The sequence below is a fragment of the Sphingobium phenoxybenzoativorans genome, from assembly GCF_018286635.1.
GTDB classification, from domain to species: Bacteria; Pseudomonadota; Alphaproteobacteria; order Sphingomonadales; family Sphingomonadaceae; genus Sphingobium; species Sphingobium phenoxybenzoativorans.
This window is the reverse complement of sequence record NZ_CP073910.1, coordinates 1,332,505-1,353,294: the sequence shown is the minus strand read 5'-3', so window position 1 is coordinate 1,353,294 and position 20,790 is coordinate 1,332,505. Positions and strand designations below refer to the sequence as shown.

Annotated in this window: 16 protein-coding genes; 6 read left to right on the top strand and 10 right to left on the bottom strand. The window is 62.3% G+C overall.

Going from position 1 to position 20,790, the window contains the following annotated elements; all coding sequences use genetic code 11:
- The 3 genes from KFK14_RS06540 to pal all read left to right on the top strand — a co-directional run bounded on the left by KFK14_RS06540 (window position 1) and on the right by pal (window position 2,813).
- Complete coding sequence (locus KFK14_RS06540; protein WP_212610305.1) at window positions 1–858, top strand: cell envelope biogenesis protein TolA; 858 nt, start codon at window positions 1–3, stop codon at window positions 856–858.
- Window positions 855–2,192, top strand: a complete 1,338-nt coding sequence (gene tolB / locus KFK14_RS06535) for a Tol-Pal system beta propeller repeat protein TolB (protein WP_070151661.1) — start codon at window positions 855–857, stop codon at window positions 2,190–2,192. Before KFK14_RS06540 ends, tolB begins: the two co-directional genes overlap by 4 nt.
- A 114-nt stretch (window positions 2,193–2,306) precedes the next feature.
- A complete protein-coding gene (pal, locus tag KFK14_RS06530; protein ID WP_070151659.1) occupies window positions 2,307–2,813 on the top strand; it encodes a peptidoglycan-associated lipoprotein Pal in 507 nt (168 codons plus the stop codon).
- Between the two features lie 184 nt (window positions 2,814–2,997).
- Here the strand turns inward: pal and KFK14_RS06525 are convergent, their stop codons facing one another.
- Both KFK14_RS06525 and KFK14_RS06520 read right to left on the bottom strand, forming a co-directional pair.
- Entirely contained in the window at window positions 2,998–3,300 is a 303-nt protein-coding gene (locus KFK14_RS06525; RefSeq protein WP_070151657.1) for a hypothetical protein, read from the bottom strand.
- 41 nt (window positions 3,301–3,341) lie between these two features.
- Window positions 3,342–6,245: a M16 family metallopeptidase gene (locus KFK14_RS06520; RefSeq protein WP_212610304.1), complete on the bottom strand. Its 2,904-nt coding sequence runs from the start codon at window positions 6,243–6,245 to the stop codon at window positions 3,342–3,344.
- Window positions 6,246–6,440: 195 nt separating this feature from the next.
- Here KFK14_RS06520 and clpB point away from each other — a divergent pair, with 195 nt between their 5' ends.
- Complete coding sequence (gene clpB, locus KFK14_RS06515; protein WP_212610303.1) at window positions 6,441–9,020, top strand: ATP-dependent chaperone ClpB; 2,580 nt, start codon at window positions 6,441–6,443, stop codon at window positions 9,018–9,020.
- Window positions 9,021–9,093: 73 nt separating this feature from the next.
- On the opposite strand, the gene KFK14_RS06510 is transcribed toward clpB, so the two are convergent.
- The 5 genes from KFK14_RS06510 to KFK14_RS06490 form a co-directional block, all read right to left on the bottom strand.
- Window positions 9,094–9,366: a hypothetical protein gene (locus KFK14_RS06510; RefSeq protein ID WP_212610302.1), complete on the bottom strand. Its 273-nt coding sequence runs from the start codon at window positions 9,364–9,366 to the stop codon at window positions 9,094–9,096.
- A gap of 71 nt (window positions 9,367–9,437) precedes the next feature.
- The gene (locus KFK14_RS06505; RefSeq protein WP_212610301.1) at window positions 9,438–11,441 is read right to left on the bottom strand and encodes a tetratricopeptide repeat-containing sulfotransferase family protein; all 2,004 of its coding nucleotides are present in this window, start codon (window positions 11,439–11,441) and stop codon (window positions 9,438–9,440) included.
- A gap of 43 nt (window positions 11,442–11,484) precedes the next feature.
- The gene (locus tag KFK14_RS06500) at window positions 11,485–12,645 is read right to left on the bottom strand and encodes an aspartyl/asparaginyl beta-hydroxylase domain-containing protein (protein ID WP_212610300.1); all 1,161 of its coding nucleotides are present in this window, start codon (window positions 12,643–12,645) and stop codon (window positions 11,485–11,487) included.
- A 77-nt stretch (window positions 12,646–12,722) separates the two neighbouring features.
- Window positions 12,723–15,815: a TonB-dependent receptor domain-containing protein gene (locus KFK14_RS06495; protein ID WP_246524931.1), complete on the bottom strand. Its 3,093-nt coding sequence runs from the start codon at window positions 15,813–15,815 to the stop codon at window positions 12,723–12,725.
- A gap of 52 nt (window positions 15,816–15,867) precedes the next feature.
- On the bottom strand, window positions 15,868–16,134 hold the full coding sequence (locus KFK14_RS06490; protein WP_212610299.1) for a hypothetical protein: 267 nt from the start codon (window positions 16,132–16,134) through the stop codon (window positions 15,868–15,870).
- A gap of 117 nt (window positions 16,135–16,251) precedes the next feature.
- Between KFK14_RS06490 and KFK14_RS06485 the strand changes: the two genes are divergently transcribed.
- Window positions 16,252–16,764, top strand: a complete 513-nt coding sequence (locus KFK14_RS06485; protein WP_212610298.1) for a hypothetical protein — start codon at window positions 16,252–16,254, stop codon at window positions 16,762–16,764.
- A gap of 3 nt (window positions 16,765–16,767) precedes the next feature.
- Here the strand turns inward: KFK14_RS06485 and KFK14_RS06480 are convergent, their stop codons facing one another.
- Genes KFK14_RS06480 through xseA form a run of 3 tightly spaced genes read right to left on the bottom strand, consistent with a single transcriptional unit; the run spans window position 16,768 to window position 19,428 of the window.
- Window positions 16,768–17,685: a M23 family metallopeptidase gene (locus KFK14_RS06480; RefSeq protein ID WP_212611068.1), complete on the bottom strand. Its 918-nt coding sequence runs from the start codon at window positions 17,683–17,685 to the stop codon at window positions 16,768–16,770.
- Between the two features lie 2 nt (window positions 17,686–17,687).
- The gene (locus tag KFK14_RS06475) at window positions 17,688–17,915 is read right to left on the bottom strand and encodes a DUF2093 domain-containing protein (RefSeq protein ID WP_070151641.1); all 228 of its coding nucleotides are present in this window, start codon (window positions 17,913–17,915) and stop codon (window positions 17,688–17,690) included.
- 31 nt (window positions 17,916–17,946) lie between these two features.
- Window positions 17,947–19,428 carry an exodeoxyribonuclease VII large subunit gene (xseA, locus tag KFK14_RS06470; RefSeq protein WP_212610297.1) on the bottom strand — a complete coding sequence of 494 codons (1,482 nt, stop codon included), beginning with the start codon at window positions 19,426–19,428 and terminating at the stop codon, window positions 17,947–17,949.
- An 8-nt stretch (window positions 19,429–19,436) separates the two neighbouring features.
- Here xseA and purD point away from each other — a divergent pair, with 8 nt between their 5' ends.
- Window positions 19,437–20,717: a phosphoribosylamine--glycine ligase gene (purD, locus tag KFK14_RS06465; RefSeq protein WP_212610296.1), complete on the top strand. Its 1,281-nt coding sequence runs from the start codon at window positions 19,437–19,439 to the stop codon at window positions 20,715–20,717.
- The last annotated feature ends 73 nt before the right edge of the window (window positions 20,718–20,790 follow it).

Sequence of the window (20,790 nt, the reverse complement as noted above, 5' to 3'; positions counted from 1 at the left end):
ATGGAAAGAACGGAAAAGATCGGCCTTGGAATCGCGACGGCGGCGCACGTGCTGCTGTTTGGCGCGCTTTCGACGACCTTTCTCTCGACGCCCAATCCGCTGAAGCTCAACTCCCCGCCGATCGATGTGTCGATGGTGGATGAGATTGCTCTGAAATCCGCCGCGCCGAAAATCTCCGTCGAGCCGCCGCCGCCCAGCGAAGCGCCGGAGAAGGGACCGACGGAGGAAGCCGCGCCCGCGCCCTCTCCACGCGAAGTGGAGCCGGAGGTCGTGCCCGCGCCGCCGCCGCCCAAGCCTGTGCCGCCGCGCAAGGAAGCCGAAAAAGCGAAACCCAAGCCGCCCGCCCCCGCAAAGGCGGCGGAGAAACCAAAGCCGGTCAAGGAAAAGCCCAAGGAAACGCCCGCCAAGCCGTCAAATTCGACCGCCAAGGGCAAGACCGACCGGCCGCGCGGATCCTTGCTGGGCGACGATTTCCTGAAGGGCATCCAGACCGAAGCGCCGAGCAAGGTGAAGGCCGCTGCGCCTCCGGCAACGTCCGTTGGGCCTGCCCAGAAGGCGGCGCTGGACGCCGAAATCCGTCGCCAGCTCAAACCCTATTGGAAATCCCCGACGGGTTCGGATGTGGAACTGCTGCGCACCACAGTCGCCGTAGAGCTCAACCGGGACGGCTCTATCTCCGGCGCGCCGGAGATCTTTGAGACTACCGGACAAACCGCCAGCAATCGTTCGCAGGTCAAGCTGCATCAGGAACAGGCCATCAAGGCCATCAAGCTTGCTTCTCCCTTCAAGCTTCCGGCCGATCTCTATGACGGCTGGAAATCCCTTCGTATCGCATTCGACAAGAGGCTCTCACAATGACCCCCATTATCAAGAGGATCGCCTTCGCCACCGCCACAGCCCTCGTGGCTCTCGCTGCCCCAGCACAAGCGCAGCTCAGCGTCGACGTGACGGATGAAAGCGCATCGAACCTGAAAATCGCCGTGCCCGCCATGCCAGCGCAACAATCGGTTTCGACCCCTGCGGGCACCACCGACGAGTTGGGCCGCAAGATAGCGGAAGTCATTGCCTCCGATCTCAAGGGGTCGGGTCTGTTCGAACCTTCCGGTCCGGCGGGGTTGAAGGCGGTGACAGTGCCGGAAGTCACCTTCCCCCAATATGATCATTGGTCCTCCATGGGCATGGAGGCGCTGGTGCAGGGCTATGTCCGCTCCACCGGCGGAGATGCCGAAATCACCGTTGGCTGCTATCTCTATGATGTCGCCCTGAAATCCGAGCTTACGCGCCAGGGTTATGTCGTCTCGCCGCGCGACTGGCGGCGGGCCGCGCACAAATGCGCCGACGCCATCTATGCGCGCCTGTCCGGCGAAAGCCCCTTCTTCGACAGCCGCATCGCCTACATCGCTGAAAGCGGCCCCAAGGATAACCGCGTGAAGCGGCTCGCCATCATGGATTCGGATGGCGCCAACCACCGCTTCATCACCAACGGACAGTCGCTGGCGCTGACCCCGCGCTTCTCACCGGATTATGGCTCGATCGTCTATGTGAGCTATCTCAATCGTCGCGTCCGCATTTTCGTCTATGACATCGGCACGGGAAAACAGCGGCTTGTGACCGAAAGCTCGAACGCCACTTTCGCGCCGCGCTGGTCGCCGGACGGCCGCTCCATCCTGTTCTCGATGGCGGTTGCAGGCAATACGGACATTTATCGCGTTCCCGCCGCCGGCGGCACGCCCGTCCGCCTGACAACCTCGCCGGGCATCGACGTGGGCGGCAGCTATTCTCCCGACGGTTCAAAGATCGTCTTTGAAAGCGACCGTTCCGGCAGTCAGCAGATTTACGTCATGAATGCCGATGGTTCCGGCCAGCAGCGGATCAGCCATGGCGGCGGCCGCTACGCCACGCCGGAATGGAGCCCGCGCGGCGACCAGATCGCCTTCACCAAGATTAGCGGCGACTTCAAGATCGCGGTCATGACGCCGGGCGGCGACAATGAGCGCATCCTGACTAATGGCTGGCAGGATGAGCAGCCCACATGGGCGCCGAACGGCCGCGTCCTGCAATTCTTCCGCACCAGTCCGGGCCGCAGCGGCGGCAGTCAGGTGTGGCAAGTCGACCTTACGGGCGTCAACGAACGGCGCATTCCGACCCCGCTCAACGGCTCCGATCCGGCATGGGGCCCGTTGCTTCCGTGAAATGAATTTTCAACGGCATGGAACTCAATCGTCTTGACAGCGTAACAATCTCGCAGAAGTCTTGATTTTCACTGGTGCAGGCACCTATCCAACATGCGTAATGAGGAGAAAAACATGAAAACAGTGTCCCGTACCCTGATGATGGCCACCGCCGTCATCGCGCTGGCGGCATGCTCGAAGAAGCCGCCAGAGGAGCTGCCCCCCGCTCCTGTCGACAACAGCACGCCCGCGCCGCCGCCCGCACCCAGCGGCCCCATCAAGGGCAGCCAGGAGGACTTCCTGGCCAGCGTATCGTCCGACCGCGTGCTGTTCGGCACCGACGAATTCGACATCGACGCGCAGGATCAGGCGACGCTGCAGAGCCAGGCCCAGTGGCTGCAGGCCAACCCGACCGTTCGCGTGACCATCGAAGGCCATTGCGACGAGCGCGGCACCCGCGACTACAACCTGGCTTTGGGCGAGAAGCGCGCCAATTCGGCCAAGAACTATCTCGCCTCGATCGGCATCGACCCCAGCCGCATCACCACCATCAGCTATGGCAAGGAGCGGCCGGCTGCGATGGGTTCGGATGAGAGCGCATGGGCGCAGAACCGCCGCGCGGTGACCGTCACCGTCCAGTAAGACTGGCGCAGGAAAAAAAGAAAACCCGCCGATCGATGAGATCGGCGGGTTTTTTATTGGAAGTATATGCCGTCACATTTGGGCCGTTCGGGCTGAACCTGTCGAAGCCCAGGACTCCTAAGGAAACGACACCCCTCCGACACGCTCAGGGCGAACGGAAGCCGGGCATTCTTTCGATTTGGCGCTACTTGCGCCGCGTTCCCGTCATCGCCGCCGATCCGAACGCGCCAAGCTGGATCGTGCCCGTCAGCGTGTCGCCCTCAATGATCGCCTCGGCCTCCAGCACCATGGGCATGGGCACTGTCATCTCCATCTTCCAGGTCAGGCGATTGCCGTCCACTTCCCCGTCCTTGACGTCCAGGGAACCGAGCGGCCCGGCATTGGTGCCGTGAAAGCTGTCGCCGCTGCTTATGACCGTGAAAACGCTCGGCTGATCGCCCATCGGCGTTTTCGTTATGCAATCATAGGCGCCGTCTACCTTGGCCATTCTTCGTCTCCATTCTTGATGCGTATCGACCCTGCCCGCGCTTATTTCGCGGGTGCGGCTTTGCTGTCAACGACAGTGATCGGCATGCCCAGTTCCTTGAGCTGCGGCAGCACCTGAGCCTTGTCGCCCACGACGACCCAGGTCAGCTTGGCCGGATCGATCATCTTGCGCGCGACCGCATCCAGCTCCGGAGCGGTCAGCTTCCTGTACCGCTCCGCCAGCGTCTCGACGAAATCGAACGGCCGCTTATACATGACGTCCCGCTGCATCTCGCCCAGCACATCGGCTGACGTTTCGTAGCTGCCCGGAAGCTCCCGGATGCTGCCATTGATGGTGCGCTCCAGTTCCGCCTGCGTGATCCCCTTTGTCGTCAGGAAATCGCCAATCTGCTGTTTCAGGACGGCAATCGACGCGCCCGTCTTGTCCGCCTGAACCGGGGCGAGAACGACAAAGGGAATCTGCCCCTCGAACCGGTTGATCGTCGAGCGCACGCCATAGGACCAGCCCTTTGTCTCGCGCAGGTCCATATTGATGCGGCTGAGGAAATTGCCGCCCACGATATCATTCGCCTGCAGGAAATCGACAAGATCGTCGGTTCCCTTGGCGTCGAGCAACTGGCCCGCATAGATCATCGATTGCGGCGATTGCGGCCGGTCGACGAGCACGATTTGCGGCTTGGCGGCCGGCACCGGTACGTTGAAATCCTTGGTGCCCGGCAGATCGCGGGTCATCCGCCAGGTGCCGAACCGCTCCTCCAGCATCGGCTTCAGGACATCAAGCGTGGTGTCGCCAACGACGAAGATCGCCGCATTGTCGCCGCGAATCCATTTATTGTGGAAGCTCGCCAGATCGTTCCGGGTCAGCTTCGCCACCACTGCGGGATCGCCAGTGCCGCTGGTGGGGCGGCCATAGGGATGGTCCTTCCCATAAAGCAGGGGCGGCAAGGTCCGGCTGGCGATTGCGCGAGGCTCCGTCAGTTCCTGCGCAATCTGCGCAAGCCGCGTCGCGCGGATGCGTTCAAGCTCCTTCGCGTCGAACGCCGGGTTCTTGATAACGTCCGCCAGCAGGTCGAGCGAAGGCGCCAGATTGGGCGTCAGCGCATACATGGATACGGACGTGCTATCCATGCTGGCGCTGGTGGCGATCGCTGCGCCGAGACGCTCCTGCGCCTCGGCGATCTGGACGCTGTTCAACGTCCGCGTGCCTTCCTTCAGCATCGTCAGCATCAGCGCCTGGGTACCCAGCGCATCCTTGGGGTCGGCGGCATTACCCGCGTTGAACACCACGGACATGCGAACCGTCGGCACGGTGTCACGCCGCGCGAAATAGACCTTCACGCCGTTGGAGAGCGTCGTCGTTTCCACAGCCGGGAAATCGATATTCGGGATCGGCCCGACATCGGGCAGTTTGCTGCGGTCAACGGCGGCGAGCGGTCCCTTCGCCGATGCGCCAGGGGCGGCCTCGCTATCCTCCGCCACATAATGCGCCGGCGCGGCGACGATGCCAGTGCGCTTCGACACCTTTCCGCCCGCTTCCTCATAGGCGTCGCGTTCGCCCGGCTCGACGGTCAGGGCGAATACAGGGCGGGTCAGCCATTTCTGCATGGCGGCAGTGACCTGCGCAGGCGTGGCCGCCGCCATCTCCTTCAGCTCCTTCTTGTAGAAGCCGGGATCGTTCGAATACAGCTCGCCCTCGGCCAGCGTGACGGCCTTTCCGCCGTCACCGCCCACCTGCTCCAGCCCGCCGATACGCCCGGACAGATCGGTGGTCGCCACCCGCTTCACCTCGTCGGCGGTCGGGCCTTTCGCGAAATAGTCGGTGAGGATTTCGTCCAGCCGCTTGCCGACGACAGCGGGGTCAATGCCGGGCTTCACATTGGCCGTCACCTCAAAGAAGGCAAGCTGCGCAAAGTCCTGAACATCGGCCGTGACGCTGACGGCAAGCTGCTCATCGCGCACCAGAATATTGTCGAGCCGCGACGACGCAAGGCCGCCAAGGACGCTGGCGCCGATGCCCAGCGGCACGGAATCGGGATCGTTGAGGCCCGGCACGGTCCACCAGCGATAAAGCCGCGTGGTGGCGACATGGTCCTTCATCACCATATCCTTGCGCGCTGGCAAGGTCGGCACCGGGACATTGACCGGAGCCACCTTCGCACCCGCCGGGATATCGCCGAAATATTTGGTGACGAGCGTCTTTGCCGTCTTCACGTCGATATCGCCCGCCAACACCAGCACGGCGTTGTTCGGGCCATAATGGCCGATGAACCAGTCCTTCACATCGGCCAGGCTGGCGCTGTCGAGGTCCGCCATCGAGCCGATCGTGGAATGCTGATAGGGGTGACCGTCCGGCAACAGCCCGGCAAGCTGCGCATATTCGACAAGGCCATAGGGCTGATTGTCGCCCTGCCGCTTTTCATTCTGGACGACGCCGCGCTGGTTATCCAGCTTCGCCTGGTCGATGCCGCCGAGCAGATGGCCCATGCGGTCGCTTTCCAGGAACAGCGCAACCTCCAGCGCGGAGGTGGGCACGGTCTCATAATAGTTGGTGCGGTCGAACCAGGTCGATCCGTTGAGGTCCGTCGCCCCGATCTGCTGCAGCGGCTCAAAGAAATCGCCCGGCGCATTTTCCGATCCGTTGAACATCAGATGTTCGAACAGATGGGCAAAGCCGGTCTTGCCCTTCGGCTCATTCTTCGACCCGACATTGTACCAGACGGATACCGCCACCACAGGGGCTTTGCGATCGGTATGAACGATGACGCGCAGGCCGTTCTTCAGCGTGAATTGCTTGTAGGGAATGTCCACCGCCGCGACGAGCGCCTCGACCGGAGCCGCCGGGGCTGGCGCGGCGGCCGCCACGGGTGCGGCGGTTTGCGCATGGGCCAAGGATGAGGATAGCGCCAGCGACGAGGCCATCAGGCCAATAGCGATCGAACGAAGCATGGGGGGATCCTTTGATGACCGTGCGAGGCCGCGCCAGGGCGGCCCGATATGGCGGGAGAATAGGCAAGGCGTTATAGCGGTGCAATACGCTTTCAGCCGGAGAAAGTTCTAGGTGAAATCGATGATGGAAGGAGACGCCCCTTGTGTTGCAAATAGGCAACACTATATCGCTGCCACAGTCATCAAGAGGGTGTCATGAATATCGAGAAATTCACCGATCGCGCCAAGGGTTTCCTGCAATCCGCGCAAACCGTGGCCATCCGCATGAGCCACCAGCGGATCAGCCCCGAGCATTTGTTGAAGGCGCTGCTGGAGGACGATCAGGGCATGGCGTCCGGCCTGATCCGGGCGGCGGGCGGCGACCCGGCTGTGGCCATGCGCGAGACCGACGCCGCGCTGGCCAAGGTGCCCGCCGTTTCGGGCAGCGGCGCGCAGGTGACGCCGGGCCTGGACAATGACGCTGTGCGGGTCCTCGATTCCGCCGAGCAGGTCGCGCAGAAGGCGGGCGACAGCTATGTCACGGTCGAGCGGCTGCTGCTCGCCCTCACCCTTTCCAGCACCACCACGGCGGGCAAGGCATTGGCTGCGGCAGGCGTAAAGACCGAGGCGCTGAACGCCGCCATCAACCAGTTGCGCGGCGGCCGTACCGCCGACACGCAGAGCGCCGAGGATCGCTATGACGCCCTCAAGAAATTCGCCCGCGACCTGACGCAGGCGGCGAAGGACGGCAAGCTGGACCCGGTGATCGGCCGGGACGAGGAAATCCGCCGTACCGTGCAAATCCTGGCCCGGCGCACCAAGAACAATCCCGTGCTGATCGGCGAGCCCGGCGTCGGCAAGACGGCGATCGCGGAGGGGCTTGCCCTGCGCATCGCCAATGGAGACGTCCCCGATACGCTGAAAGACCGCACGCTGATGGCGCTCGACATGGGCAGCCTGATCGCCGGCGCGAAATATCGTGGCGAGTTCGAGGAGCGGCTGAAGGGCGTTCTGGACGAGGTGAAGGGCGCGGAAGGCCAGATCGTCCTGTTCATCGACGAGATGCACACGCTGATCGGCGCGGGCAAGGGCGAAGGCGCGATGGATGCGTCCAACCTGTTGAAGCCCGCCCTCGCCCGTGGCGAACTGCATTGCATCGGCGCGACCACGCTGGACGAATATCGCAAGCATGTGGAGAAGGACCCTGCCCTGCAGCGGCGCTTCCAGCCAGTGTTCGTCGGCGAACCGACGGTGGAGGACACCATCTCCATCCTGCGCGGCCTGAAGGAAAAATATGAGCTGCACCATGGCGTGCGGATCACCGACAGCGCGCTGGTGTCTGCGGCGACGCTGAGCAACCGCTACATCACCGACCGCTTCCTGCCGGACAAGGCCATCGACCTTATGGACGAAGCCGCATCGCGTCTGCGCATGGAGGTGGAGAGCAAGCCGGAGGAGATCGAAAATCTCGACCGGCGCATCATCCAGCTCAAGATCGAGCGGGAGGCGCTGAAGAAGGAGACCGACAAGGCGTCCAAGGACCGGCTGGAGACGCTGGAGGACGATCTCGCCAATCTGGAGCAGCAATCGTCCGAACTCACCGCCCGCTGGCAGGCAGAGAAGGACAAGATTGCAGGCGAAGCGAAGCTGAAGGAGCAACTGGACGCCGCGCGGCTGGAACTGGAGCAGGCGCAGCGGGCGGGCGACCTCGCGCGCGCGGGCGAACTGTCCTACGGCACCATCCCCGACCTGACCCGCAAGCTGGAGGAGGCAGAGACCGTCACCAAGGGCGCGATGCTGCGCGAGGAAGTGACGGCGGAGGACATCGCCAGCGTCGTCGCCCGCTGGACCGGCATTCCGGTCGAGCGGATGATGGAGGGCGAGCGCGAGAAGCTGTTGAACATGGAGGCGGAGATCGGCAAGCGCGTGATCGGCCAGGCCGATGCGGTGCGGGCGGTATCGACGGCCGTGAGGCGCGCGCGCGCAGGACTTCAGGACCCCAACCGGCCGCTTGGTTCCTTCCTGTTCCTTGGCCCCACGGGCGTCGGCAAGACGGAGTTGACCAAGGCGTTGGCCGAATTCCTGTTCGACGACAGCGCGGCGATGGTGCGCATCGACATGAGCGAGTTTATGGAGAAGCACAGCGTCGCCCGGCTGATCGGCGCGCCTCCCGGCTATGTCGGTTATGAGGAAGGCGGCGTGCTGACCGAAGCGGTGCGCAGGCGGCCCTATCAGGTCGTGCTGTTCGATGAGGTGGAAAAGGCGCATGGCGACGTGTTCAACGTACTGCTGCAGGTGCTGGACGATGGCCGTTTGACCGACGGTCAGGGCCGTACCGTCGATTTCACCAATACGATCATCGTGCTGACGTCGAATCTGGGCAGCCAATATCTGTCCGGGATGGCGGACGGGCAGAAGATGTCCGAGGTGGAGCCGCAGGTGATGGAAATCGTCCGCGCGCATTTCCGCCCGGAATTTCTGAACCGGCTGGATGAGATCATCCTGTTCCACCGCCTGTCCGCCGATAACATGGCGCCGATCGTGGATATCCAGGTGAGCCGCGTGCAGAAGCTGCTGAAAGACCGGAAGGTGACGCTGGACCTGTCAGACGGTGCGCGGGCGTGGTTGGGCCGGGTGGGCTATGATCCCGTCTATGGCGCGCGGCCGTTGAAGCGGGCTGTGCAGCGGTATCTGCAGGATCCGCTGGCCGACCTGATCCTGCGCGGCGACGTGCCCGACGGATCAACGGTCAAGGTCGATGACGGAGATGGCGCGCTGGTGTTGCAGACTCAATAAAAGAACGGGCGGATCGATGGTCTGCCCGTTCTTTTGCTCAAATACTATGTGTAAAACAGTTTGCCGGAAAGCCTTAGCAGCCATCGACACCGCAAGACTTGTTGGTCTGCATACGCTGCAACATGGCGCGATTTTCCTGCCGCTCCGTGTTCCACTCAGCCGCGGTCTTGCAAACCCGGTTACGCTTGAGCCGCGTACCCAGTTCCTCGGTGGTCTTGCAGATGACCCGATCGCTTTTGGCCTTGTCGCTAGCCGGATCGGCCTTCGCCGGTTCATCAGCAGCATGGAGGGATACAGGCGCAAGAACGATCATTGAGGCGAGCGCCAGTGCAGAAATACGAGCCATTTCATCACCCTTGAAACATCGGGAATTCGATTGGCAACATTATCAATGGGAATTCCGCGATCGGCAAGATGCTAGATGCTGTAGCCGAACCGTTCCACCCAGGGCTGAAGAACCGGCAAAACGGGGTTAAGGTGATCGCGATAGCGGGTCCAGCGGCCCGCCGCGCGGCGATATATAGGTTCAGTGACCTGCGCATAGCTTGCCGTGGAGATCAGACCTCGCGCCGCCGCTGTGCGCTGATGATCCAGTACCCCTTCCCGCCAATCCAGACCCAGATAGTCGAACAACGGCCGCAGTTCCGCCTCGCTGTCATTCACCATCTGCTCGTAGAATATGGGGTGAACCTGAATTGGGATGATGCTGCGGCAATATTCCCAATATCCGAAACAGGCGTTGTAAAATTCTGCTGCAGTGCCGAGGTCCAGGAAATTCGACATCGCATTGTTCAATCGGAAGCTCGTGATGAAGCAGCTAAGCACCACGTCGCATGGATGTCGCAGCGCCAAAATGAATTTGGCGTCAGGAAACAGGCGCTGGATCAGCGGCGCCTTGGTCATGTGCAAAGGCGATTTGTCCACGAGCAGGGCGCCGGGTCGCCGTTCGATATGGTTGGAAACCTCATGGAAGTAGAGCTTCCTTAGATCATCTACCTCCTCCCCGCTCAGGTCAGCAAGCCGGGCTATCCCGCCCAGCCGTTCCTCGACCTTCTGAAGCGTAGGGCGTTCCTCCAGCACCTGCACATTGTCGTGCCCCATCAACATGGTGTCGAGCAATGTCGTGCCGGATCGGGGAAAGCCTATCAAAAAGACCGGACTGTCCTCGGCTGCGCCCGACGGAAGATCACGCCAGCCCGCAAACCATTCCGGCGTCACGACGTCCCGGTCGGCCTGCAGTGCGGACCGGTAGCGAGCGGCGCGGACCAAAGGTTCGGAGGGGTCCTGCTTGAACAGTTCATTCATTTCGGTGAACGCCGCAAAAGCGCCGTCCGCGTCGTTCAGCCGGTCACGAAATTGCCCTTCCAACTGCGCCAGCCGGATTGGCTCAATGTCGCGGGGCACTTCCGCCAGAAAACGCAACCCTTCCTCGAACCGCTTTTCCCGGCGGCAGATAAGCGCCTGTAGAAAATGCGCCGTGCCCTGGTCGACGCCAGCGGACTGAGCCTCCGAGAGCAGCACCGGAAGCTCATCCTCGCGATTCAGATGTTCTAGCAGGATCGCCAATTGGACAAACGCTCTGCCATGTCGCCGATCCATGTTCAGCGCCCGGCGAAGCGTCTTTTCCGCATCTGCAAAGCGCCATGCAGCCCCCTGCTCCTCACCCATCTGCACCAGCAAATCGATATTGCCTGGCGAGGCGGCGACGGCTTTTTCCAGAACCTCCAGCGCCTCAGTATCGCGATACAAATGGCGCAACACCGTGGCATGCTCCACCAGCGCCGTGGCGTCATCCGGTACCTTGGCTGTATAGCGGCTGAGAATTTCCGCTGCGGCAGTCAGATTGCCGGCGTTGCTGTATGCCGCCGCAAGGTTGAGATGCACCGGGCCGTTGGCGGGAGCCAGTGCCGATGCGCGTTCCAGTGCGGCAATGCCCGCGTCCATTTCGCCGGCAGTCACCCTGGCGTTACCCAGATTATTCCAGCTTTCAAAATCATCAGGCGCAATGGCCACGACCTGTTCATAGGCGCTGGCGGCCGCCGCATGATCGTCCGTCTGTTGCAGAACGAAGCCGCGGAGACGCCACATGCGTCCCGAAGGATCGTTCATTGCGCGTTGCTGAGTGCATATCTCCACCGCTTCACCAATCTGACCGCTGTCGATCATCGCAGCGGTCAGATTGGCGGCGATTACCGGATCGTTCGGATTGCTGCGCAAAGCCTCGCGCATATGTTCGATGCCTGAACTCAGATCGCCCGCGCGGCAGCAGATCATGCCAAGCAGCGCGTGGATCGGCCCCTGCGAACCATTTTCCCTCAACGCCTTTTCGGCAAAAGCGCGCGCACCGTTCAGATTGCCGCGACTAGCGAGCGCCATTGTTTCTCGCAGCGCCGCCGCGACGGCAGGGGTGAGTTGCTGCAAGTCATTCTCCCATCAACGAATAGTGCAGAGACATATATGGGCTTTAGAGGGCGCCATTACCTCTGTTCTCATGCGCTTCAATCACGGCGCGAACGCCAGCGCGCTCCTGCGCATTTAAGTCTGGATGCCAAATGTCACAAATAAACACCACACGCAGCGCATCACTCTCATTCGCCGCCTCATGTTCGATCGTATCGTCGAACAGCCAAGCCTCGCCCCGTCGCCATAGACGCCGGTCCGCGCCAACGCGAAACCAGCAATTTTCCGGGACGATCAATGGCAGGTGGCAAACAAGACGGGTATTGGTGATCCCATGATGCGGCGGGATATGCGCGCCGGGAGCGAGCAGCGAAAACATCGCATTGGGTGAAACCTGATCGATGGCGGGCTGGGGCAGCGTCCTGAGCAGGTCCATCGTGAACCCGCAATGCCGGGCATTCGCCTCGACGATTTCGCCATTACGCACGAGGTGGATGGCGAGCCAGTCGCGCGAATGATTGAGCGCCTCCCACTGGCGCAGCGGCACGCCTTCTGGATATTGCACATAGGGCGCCAGTTCCCTACGTTCGGCAGCAGCAACGCGCGCAAAGTCGTCGGCGATCCCTTCGGTCGCCCCTTCAAGCCGTTCGAGCCAATCGAACCGGTCCCGGTCGAAAAATTCGAACTCCGCAAGTCCGGGATAATGATAGTCGGTCGGTTCCGAATGATAGGTGGACGTAATACGCGCGACATTGGTGCGGAACCGGTTCAACCGTCTTGCGTCACCTTCGCTGGCTTGAGGCACAGCGTTGCCGATAGCTGCAGACAAATGCGCATCTGTCTGCGCCTGAAAAGCGCGATATCGTTCCTGGGCATGGCGAACCATCGCGGCCATCTGCGGCGGTAGCGGTTCGTCGGGGATTTGCGCCAGCGCGCGCCCGAAATGTTCGTCCGCATCCGGCGCCCCATGCCGTTCCAAAAGGCTGGCGTTCAATAAAAGCGCAACGAAGTGCAGAGGCTCCAGCTTCAACGCTTCAGCAACTGCTGCAAGAGCCGCGGGAATATCCCCTTGCGCACGGCAGATCGCTGCGAGTTTCAACCAGAGATCGACATTGGCCTTTTCCCCTGAAAGGGCCGACTGCAACAATCTGCGCGCTTGGGGAAAATCACCCGCAGCAGCCGCGCGATCGGCCTGAGCGGCTAGGGGCTGTGCGCTTTCCTGCAAATTCTGTCTCCGCGGAAGGCAAAGAAAAAGGCGGCGGCCCTTGGGGACCGCCGCCTCTCCTTATCCCTGCATGACGCTTAGAAGTCGAGCGTGATGCCTGCGAAGATGTAACGACCAAGAGCGTCGTACACCGCCGGATAGGTGTTGCCGTTGCAGGGCCCGGTGGGGCACTGGTTGTTGGCGCCGCTGGAGCGACCAGAGGTGACGAGCGGCGGCTGACGGTCAAGAATGTTGTTCACGCCCAGGCGGAACTCATACTTGCCAGCGAACCGGTAGCTGGTCGACAGATCGAAGTAGCTCTGTGCGCCAAGACGCGACGAGAACGGATCGAAGGAACCCTGCGTCGTCGAGCTGGGGTTGCGGAAGTCGACCTTGACCGGGCCGAAATAGCGCCACTGCAGCGAGAAGCCCAGACCGTTCGGCATGTCGAAGCTGGCGCGAGCCTTGTGCCTCCAACGAGCGTTCGGAGCCGACGGAACGCCACCGGCAGAGCAGGTCGAACCATAGTAACCAGCGCAGTCATAAGGCTCCGAGAGACCGTTATCGACATAGAATTTGTCGAGATAGGTGCCCTGGAAGTTCAGGCTGACGGTGCCGGTTTCACCGATGTCGTGCGAGTAGGAAGCACCGACGTCGATACCCTTCGTGCGAACGCCACCGATGTTCTGCTGCAGATTGGTGATGTAGCCATCGGACGTCAGCCACAGCGAACCGTTGACCGGGTTACGATTGATCAGGGCGCAAGCCGTCGGATCAGCCGTAGCGGTACAGAAGTTCACGATCGCGTCGGAACCGAAGCCCTGGATCGCGCCGTCGACCTTGATGTCGTAATAATCGACAGTCAGGGCGAAACGCGGCAGGAAGCGCGGCTGGATCACGACACCCAGAGTCTTCGTGGTCGCCTTTTCCGGACGCAGCGTCGCCGTGCCGCCGATCAGACCGTTATACTGGCCAGCCGGGTTCGGCGTGACGGTGTCGCCAATGGCCAGGCCCTGGGCAAGACAGCCAACGTCGGCTGCCGTGATCACGAAGCCGGAGCACGGATCGGTCGAACCATCGAGCGCGATGATGTTCGGAGCGAACAGTTCCTGCAGGTTCGGCGCACGCGCCGCACGGTTGTAGCTGGCGCGGAAGCGGATATCGCTGACCGGCGCGAATTCGATGCCGAACTTGTAGGTGTCGGTGCTGAACTCGTTGCCGTTCGAAATGCTGTACTTCGAGTAGCGATAGCCACCATTCAGGGCGAGCGTATCCACGAAGCCGTTCTGAATGAGCGGGATCTGGATTTCGCCGAACACTTCCTTGACGTTGAAGCTGCCCTGGATCGGCAGGGTCGGTGCGCCCTGGCCGGTCAGGTCGCCGGTCGAGAAGGCCTGGTCGGTCTTCAGGTCCAGCGATTCCTTACGATATTCAGCACCCAGGTTCAGCGCGACGCCATCTTCAGCCAGCGGCGACTTGAAGCCATATTCGCCAAGCAGACCGGTTATCGACGCACTGACGACCTGTTCGGAGAGAACCGCCTTCTGGAAGCCGGTCGCCGACAGATAATCGATCGAGGCCTGCGAAGCGGGCGCACCAGAGAACACGTCGTAAGGCACGCAGTTCAGATCCGAGCCGCTCAGGACCGAGCGGCAGATCGGCTGACCGAAAGTCGCGCTACCTGCACGGGTGTCGGTAACGGCATCCAGTGCGTTGGTCAGGCGAGCAACCGAGAACTCGTTGGAATAGACCTGCGAGTAGTTGGTGCGGCCATACTGATAATAGGCATCATAGGACCAGGCAGGCGACAGGTCGCCCTTCGAACCGATGATCGTGCGGAACTGCGTATGCTGAAGGTCAGCGATACGGGGACCGCCCTCGACGTTACGACGCAGCAACTGCATGAAACCGCGGTTGTAGGTCGCACCGGTCGTCGGATCGATGAAGGTGCTGGGAGCGAAACCAGGATTGGAAACATTGGTCAGCGGGAAGCTGCCGAGGTAGCCATTCACCAAGTTGTCTGCGCTGAACAGAATGTCGCGCTGCTGAGCCGAGATCAGCGGGTTGTCCGAGTTGATCTGCAGCGTGTTGCCGAAGTCACCGGACGGCGCGATCTGCGCCAGCGTCCGGTCGTCCATGAACATGAACTCAACATAAGGCTTGATGGAGTCATTGATTTCATAGTTCGCGAAGAAACCGGCGGTATAACGCTCGTCGGGACGCTGATAATAGTTGGTCGGCGCGAAGTTGTAGCGCGTCGGTCCAGGCAACAGCGTGCGGTTGGGGCCGAAGTTGAAGAAGGTCGACGTGCCGTCCGCAAAGGCAATGATATTGCCCTCGGCCGAAGTCGCCGAACCGCCGCACTGCAGCGCGGTCGCAGTATCCTGCAGCGTACAGGCGCTGTAGTCGCGACGATCCTGCGTGATCGCCTTAACCTTGCGGTAGCCTGCATAGGCAGTGATATGGCCACGGCCGTCATCGAAGTCGGTGCCGACAGTCGCCGAAAGATCGATCGTGCCACCGTCAAGGACGCTGCCGCTCGGGTAGCTGTAACCGTCAAAGCCGGCCTGCTGACGCGCATCGAGCAGCGGCGGAACCACCTTGTTGCGGTTGTTGTGCTGATACATGCTGTACTGGGCGTCCAGACGGAAACCCGTATAGTCGGTATCGATCATGAAGTTGACAACGCCGGCAACCGCATCGGCGCCGTAGGTGGACGATGCGCCGCCCGTCAGCACTTCAATGCGCTTGATCAGGTTGGCGGGAATCGCGTTCAAGTCAGCCGAGGAGTCAGCGGGATCGCCCGGCATCAGGCGGCGGCCGTTGACCAGAACAAGCGTACGCGCGACGCCAAGACCGCGAAGGTCGACGGTCGCCGTACCGGTTGCAGCGTTGGACACGCCGCTCGACTGGCCAGCCGACACCGACGGAAGGGTGTTCAGAAGATCCTCAACGCGGGTCGTGCCCTGTGCGCGGATATCCTTGACGTTGACGACGGTGACCGGAGCGGCCGACGTCAGGTTCGCCTGCTGAATGCGCGAACCGGTAACGATGATCGCTTCGCCTTCGGAGGCGTCATCGGCGGTCTGGGGGGCGTCCTGCGCAAAAGCAGGCATGGAGATGAGCGCCGCACCAAAAATGGCAGGTGCAACGGTCGAGCGCAGTCGCGCCGTCATAGATATTTTTTTCACTATCCAGTCCCTTGCTCTGGAGTTGTGACAGGCTTTTTTTGCCTGCCCCAATTTACTTGCGTTCAGGATGGAGTGCCCGACAGCGTGACATCCCAAACGGCTGCGGCGCAATCTGCGCGGGCGCACAACGGCTGTAAAGCGCGGGAATGGCTGGTTTTTGCTTTTGCACGATCGTGTAGCAAATTTGCCACATGCCTGCCCATTGACTCAAAATCTTAAGGTTTTGCAATTTTGTTGTTACAAAAAATGCGAATTCGACAGGAAAAGTCAGGCTTTTGGTCCAGATAGTTTTTTGCTTGCCCAAGCCATTGCCGCGCACCCCGCTTTCCTTGGTCTAGCGGCCCGTCCCCATTTGCTCCTATAAGCCCCCGAGCGTTGCTGAATGTGGAGGACCGGGGTGCACAAGGACAGAATAGCCACCAGGATCTGCGCGACTTTGGCGTGCGCCGGCATTGTGTCGGCAATCCCCGTACAAGCCGCGCAAAAGGCTCCCCCCCGCGCATTGAGCAAACTTCTGGACTGCCGCGCGATCACGGATTCAGCCGCCCGTCTCGCCTGCTATGACGAACAGGTCTCCGCTATCGAATCGGCGACAGAGAAAAATGAAGTCGTCGTGATGGACAAAGAGGATGTGCGTCAGACCCGCCGATCCCTGTTCGGCTTTTCCATGCCAAAGCTGCCTTTTCTGGGCGGCGGTGATGACGACAAAAATGACGATGATGAAAACCGGGTCACGCAGATTGATGACACAATCAAAAATCTTCGCTCTATGTCCTATGGCATCTGGGTATTCACACTTGAGGACGGATCGCAGTGGCAGACAGCCGATCCAATGCCCTACGGCACGCCAAAGCCAGGTTTGAAGATCAGCATAAAACGCGCAGCGCTCGGCTCCTACAAGGCCAGCGTCAACGGCTGGCCAGCGGTGAAGGTCAAGCGCGTCGGGTAGTTGCTAGTCGCTGGGCATGCCGGGATCAGGCGCACCTGCGCCCGGCATCGGTCCAGTAAGCAACAGCGGGTCGATACGCGCGTCGTTCCATTTCAATCCCCAGTGGAGATGCGCACCGGTCGCCCGGCCAGTGCTGCCCACCGCGCCGATCAATTGCCCCTTCTTCACCGCCTGCCCTTCCTTCACGTCTATGCGCGAGAGGTGCAGGAAGGCGCTGTTGAGACCGGCGCCATGATCGATCATCAGCAGATACCCCTCCAGCGTGAAGGGCGCAGCGGCGGCGAGGATGACGACGCCATCGGCGGGCGCAAGCACCGGCGCGCCCGTCGCGGCGGCGATGTCGATGCCGCCATGATAGGCCCCAGACTCTCCGCGATAGATGCGCTGCGCGCCGAACAGGCCGGAGATGCGGCCGGTGCGTGGCCATATGAACCGCTGACGCCATCCCTGGCTGCCCGTCTGCACGGCGCGGGCAGCCGCAATACGCTCCAGTTCCGGCTTGCGGATTGTCATGAAGGCTTCGCTGCTGGCGATCGAGCGCAGGGGGGCATCGACCCTCTCCAGCCGCCAGGCGCGCGGGAGGACGTTCAGCGATTTGGCGATGCTTGTCCCGTCCGCCAGCCGTGCGGACAGTGTAGCGACAGGTCCCGCATCACGGTCGAAGGCGATCAGAAAGCGTCCGTCATCAGCGACGGGAACCGTCATGGCGCCAAAGCGCAAAGCCACTGTGCCGCTCGGCGCAGTGCCTATCACGGCGCCGCCCTGAGCGATTGCGCCTTCAAAGGCGAAGTCAGTCCGGGATGGCTCCTGGGTGATCTTGACCTCTGGCACGCTCGCGATGGCTGGTTCCGGTCCAGCCTGCCTGGGCGCCGCACATCCGGCGAGAAGGCCAAGGACGGCAAGTCCCGGCGCTATGCGCATGTTCACCCCGGCAATCCGCGCGCGGCCCGGTCCTTGATCTCCGCCTCGACCGAAAGTTGCGCGGTCGCATAGGCCTCCTGCCGCGCGATGCTCCAGTATCGCAAATCCTCCAGCGGGATACGTGCGCCGCTGACCGCACACACCACATGGTCCCCGGCGGTCAGCACGCGAAAGCTGTACGCCATATAATGAAGCCGCGCCGGCGGACGTTCGCTGTTGGACATGAGCATAGGCGATATTCCGGTCCGTATTTGTGGCAAGTCAGGTGAACAAGTCCTGCTGCCGCGTCTCATCGGGAGCACGCGGCTTGTTGCGCGTGCCTTGCTTATGTTCCGATATATCGGGCGGAGGCGCTTTCTCAACCCCGCCGCCGATGCTGGCGGGGGTTTCGCCGTCTTGGAAGTGCAACATAACGCGTCCCGCCGCCTTGGCGTCACTCACACTGCTTATCAGTTTGCCGCCCGCCATCACCCTGGCGAAGCCCCGCGAAAGCGGCCGGTCGGGGTCCAGCGAGACCGCCAGACGCCACAACCGGTCAAGCGCCTGCCGCCCGTCAGCCAGCGGACGGGTCAGCATTTGCGGGCGCAGCCGCGCACCCTGCAACCGCTGCCACTCCCGCGCGAGGCGGTTCTGCAGGAGGATGGGGCGAAGCGCGCCGCCCGCGTCCGACAATTCCCGCCGCGCGTCAGTAAGACGATGGCGAAGCCCGCGCCCCAGCCGTTCGCCCAGATCGTCGGCCCTCTGCCTTTGCGGCGCGAGCAGCGTGTCGGGGCGAGGCATCAGGCGAACCTGCGTTTCCAGCCGCTCCCGCGCCTGACCCGCGCCGCGCCGCACGGCCCGCCCGGCGCGCAGACCGCTTTCGGTCAACACCGCCAGCAGCTCTGCGCGGACCGGCACCGCCATTTCGGCGGCGGCGGTGGGCGTGGGCGCGCGTACGTCGGCCGCATAGTCGCACAGCGTCGTGTCGGTCTCATGCCCGACGGCGGAAATGATCGGGAGGCTGCACTCGGCCACGGCGCGCACCACTGCTTCCTCATTAAACGCCCAGAGATCCTCGATCGACCCGCCGCCACGCGCGACGATCACCAGATCGGGACGCGGCAATGGACCGCCGGGGCGCATCGCATCAAAGCCGCGCACCGCCGCCGCCACCTGCGCCGCCGCGCTCTCGCCCTGCACCAGCACTGGCCAGACGAGCACATGCGTCGGGCAGCGATCCTCCAGCCGATGCAATATGTCGCGGATGACCGCACCGGTGGGCGAGGTCACTACGCCAATCACCTTGGGCAGAAAGGGCAGCGGGACTTTGCGCGCGGGATCGAATAGCCCCTCTGCGCCGAGTTGGCGCTTGAGTTTTTCGAGCAGCGCCATCAGCGCGCCCTCACCCGCCAGTTCCATCCGATCGATCACGATCTGATATTTCGACCGGCCCGGATAGGTGGTGAGCTTGCCGGTGGCGATCACCTCCACGCCATCCTGCGGCGAAAAGGCGAGACGCCCCGCCCCGCCCTTCCACATCACCCCGTCAATGACGGCGCTGTCATCTTTCAGCGCCAGATAGAGATGGCCGGACGCCGCGCGCTTGAACCCGGAGATCTCGCCGCGCAGCTTCACATGGCCAAAGCGGTCCTCGACGGTGCGCTTCAGCATGCCGGACAATTCGCTGACACTCAGGGGAGGTGCGTTGTCGCCGGGGGTTTCCTCCGCTAACAGGCGGCCGGCGGGATCATATTCGGGAGACATGACGGGCGATGAACATCCTTTTGCTTGGCGGCGGTGGGCGCGAACATGCGCTGGCATGGCGGATGGCGCAATCGCCTCTGCTCACGCAGCTTTACGCCGCGCCGGGCAATCCGGGCATAGCGCAGCATGCGGAGCTGGTCGATATCGATCCGGCCGATCATCGCGCCATCCTCGATTTCTGCATCCGCCATTCGATCGGCCTGGTCGTCATCGGGCCGGAAGCGCCGCTGGTCGACGGCCTAGGCGACAATCTGCGCACTATGGGCGTACCGGTGTTCGGCCCGGACAAGAAGCCCGCCCAGCTTGAAGGATCAAAGGGTTTCACCAAGGATCTGTGCAAGCGCGCAAACATTCCGACGGCCGGTTACGAGCGGTTGACGAGCAAGGATGGCGCACTCGCTGCGCTTGACGATTTCGGCCTGCCGGTCGTCATCAAGGCGGATGGCCTCGCCGCCGGAAAGGGCGTTATCATCGCCACGACGCGGCAGGAGGCCGAGGACGCGATTGCGGAGATGTTCTCCGGCGCGTTCGGCAAAGCCGGCGAGGAAGTGGTGATCGAGGAGTTCATGACCGGCGAGGAGGCGAGCTTCTTCGCCCTGACCGATGGCTCTACGGTCATCCCCTTCGGCTCCGCACAGGACCATAAGCGCGTCGGCGATGGCGACACCGGCCCAAACACTGGCGGCATGGGCGCATACAGCCCCGCGCCTGTCCTGACGCCGGAGCTGGAAGCGCGCGTCATGGCGGAGATCATTCAGCCCACGGTCGAAACGCTGGCGGCGGAAGGCATGCCTTATAGCGGCGTGCTCTATGCCGGGCTGATGCTGACCGAGACCGGGCCAAAGCTGATCGAATATAATGCTCGCTTCGGCGATCCGGAATGTCAGGTGCTGATGATGCGGCTGGAGGGCGATCTGGTCGAACTGCTGCTGGCCGTGGCGCAGGGCAAGCTGGCGGAGCATGGCCCCGTCACTTTGCGTGACGAGACGGCTCTGACCATCGTCATGGCGGCGAATGGCTATCCCGGCACGCCGGAAAAGGGCGGCGCCATTTCCGGCCTGGATGGCGCGGAGCAGGATCGGGCAAAGGTTTTCCATGCCGGCACCGCGCTGAAAGATGGAAAGCTCGTCGCCAATGGCGGGCGCGTGCTGAATGTCACGGCGACTGGCGGTTCCGCGACGCAGGCGCAGACCATCGCCTATGCCGCAGTTGACCGGATCGATTTCCCGAGCGGCTTCTGCCGCCGCGACATTGGCTGGCGCGAAGTGGAACGCGAAAAAGCGGGATAATGCCAAATCGACGGCAGGAAAGGCTGTAAATCAGCAACTTACCATATAATCCACGCCAAAGACCCGCCAGTCG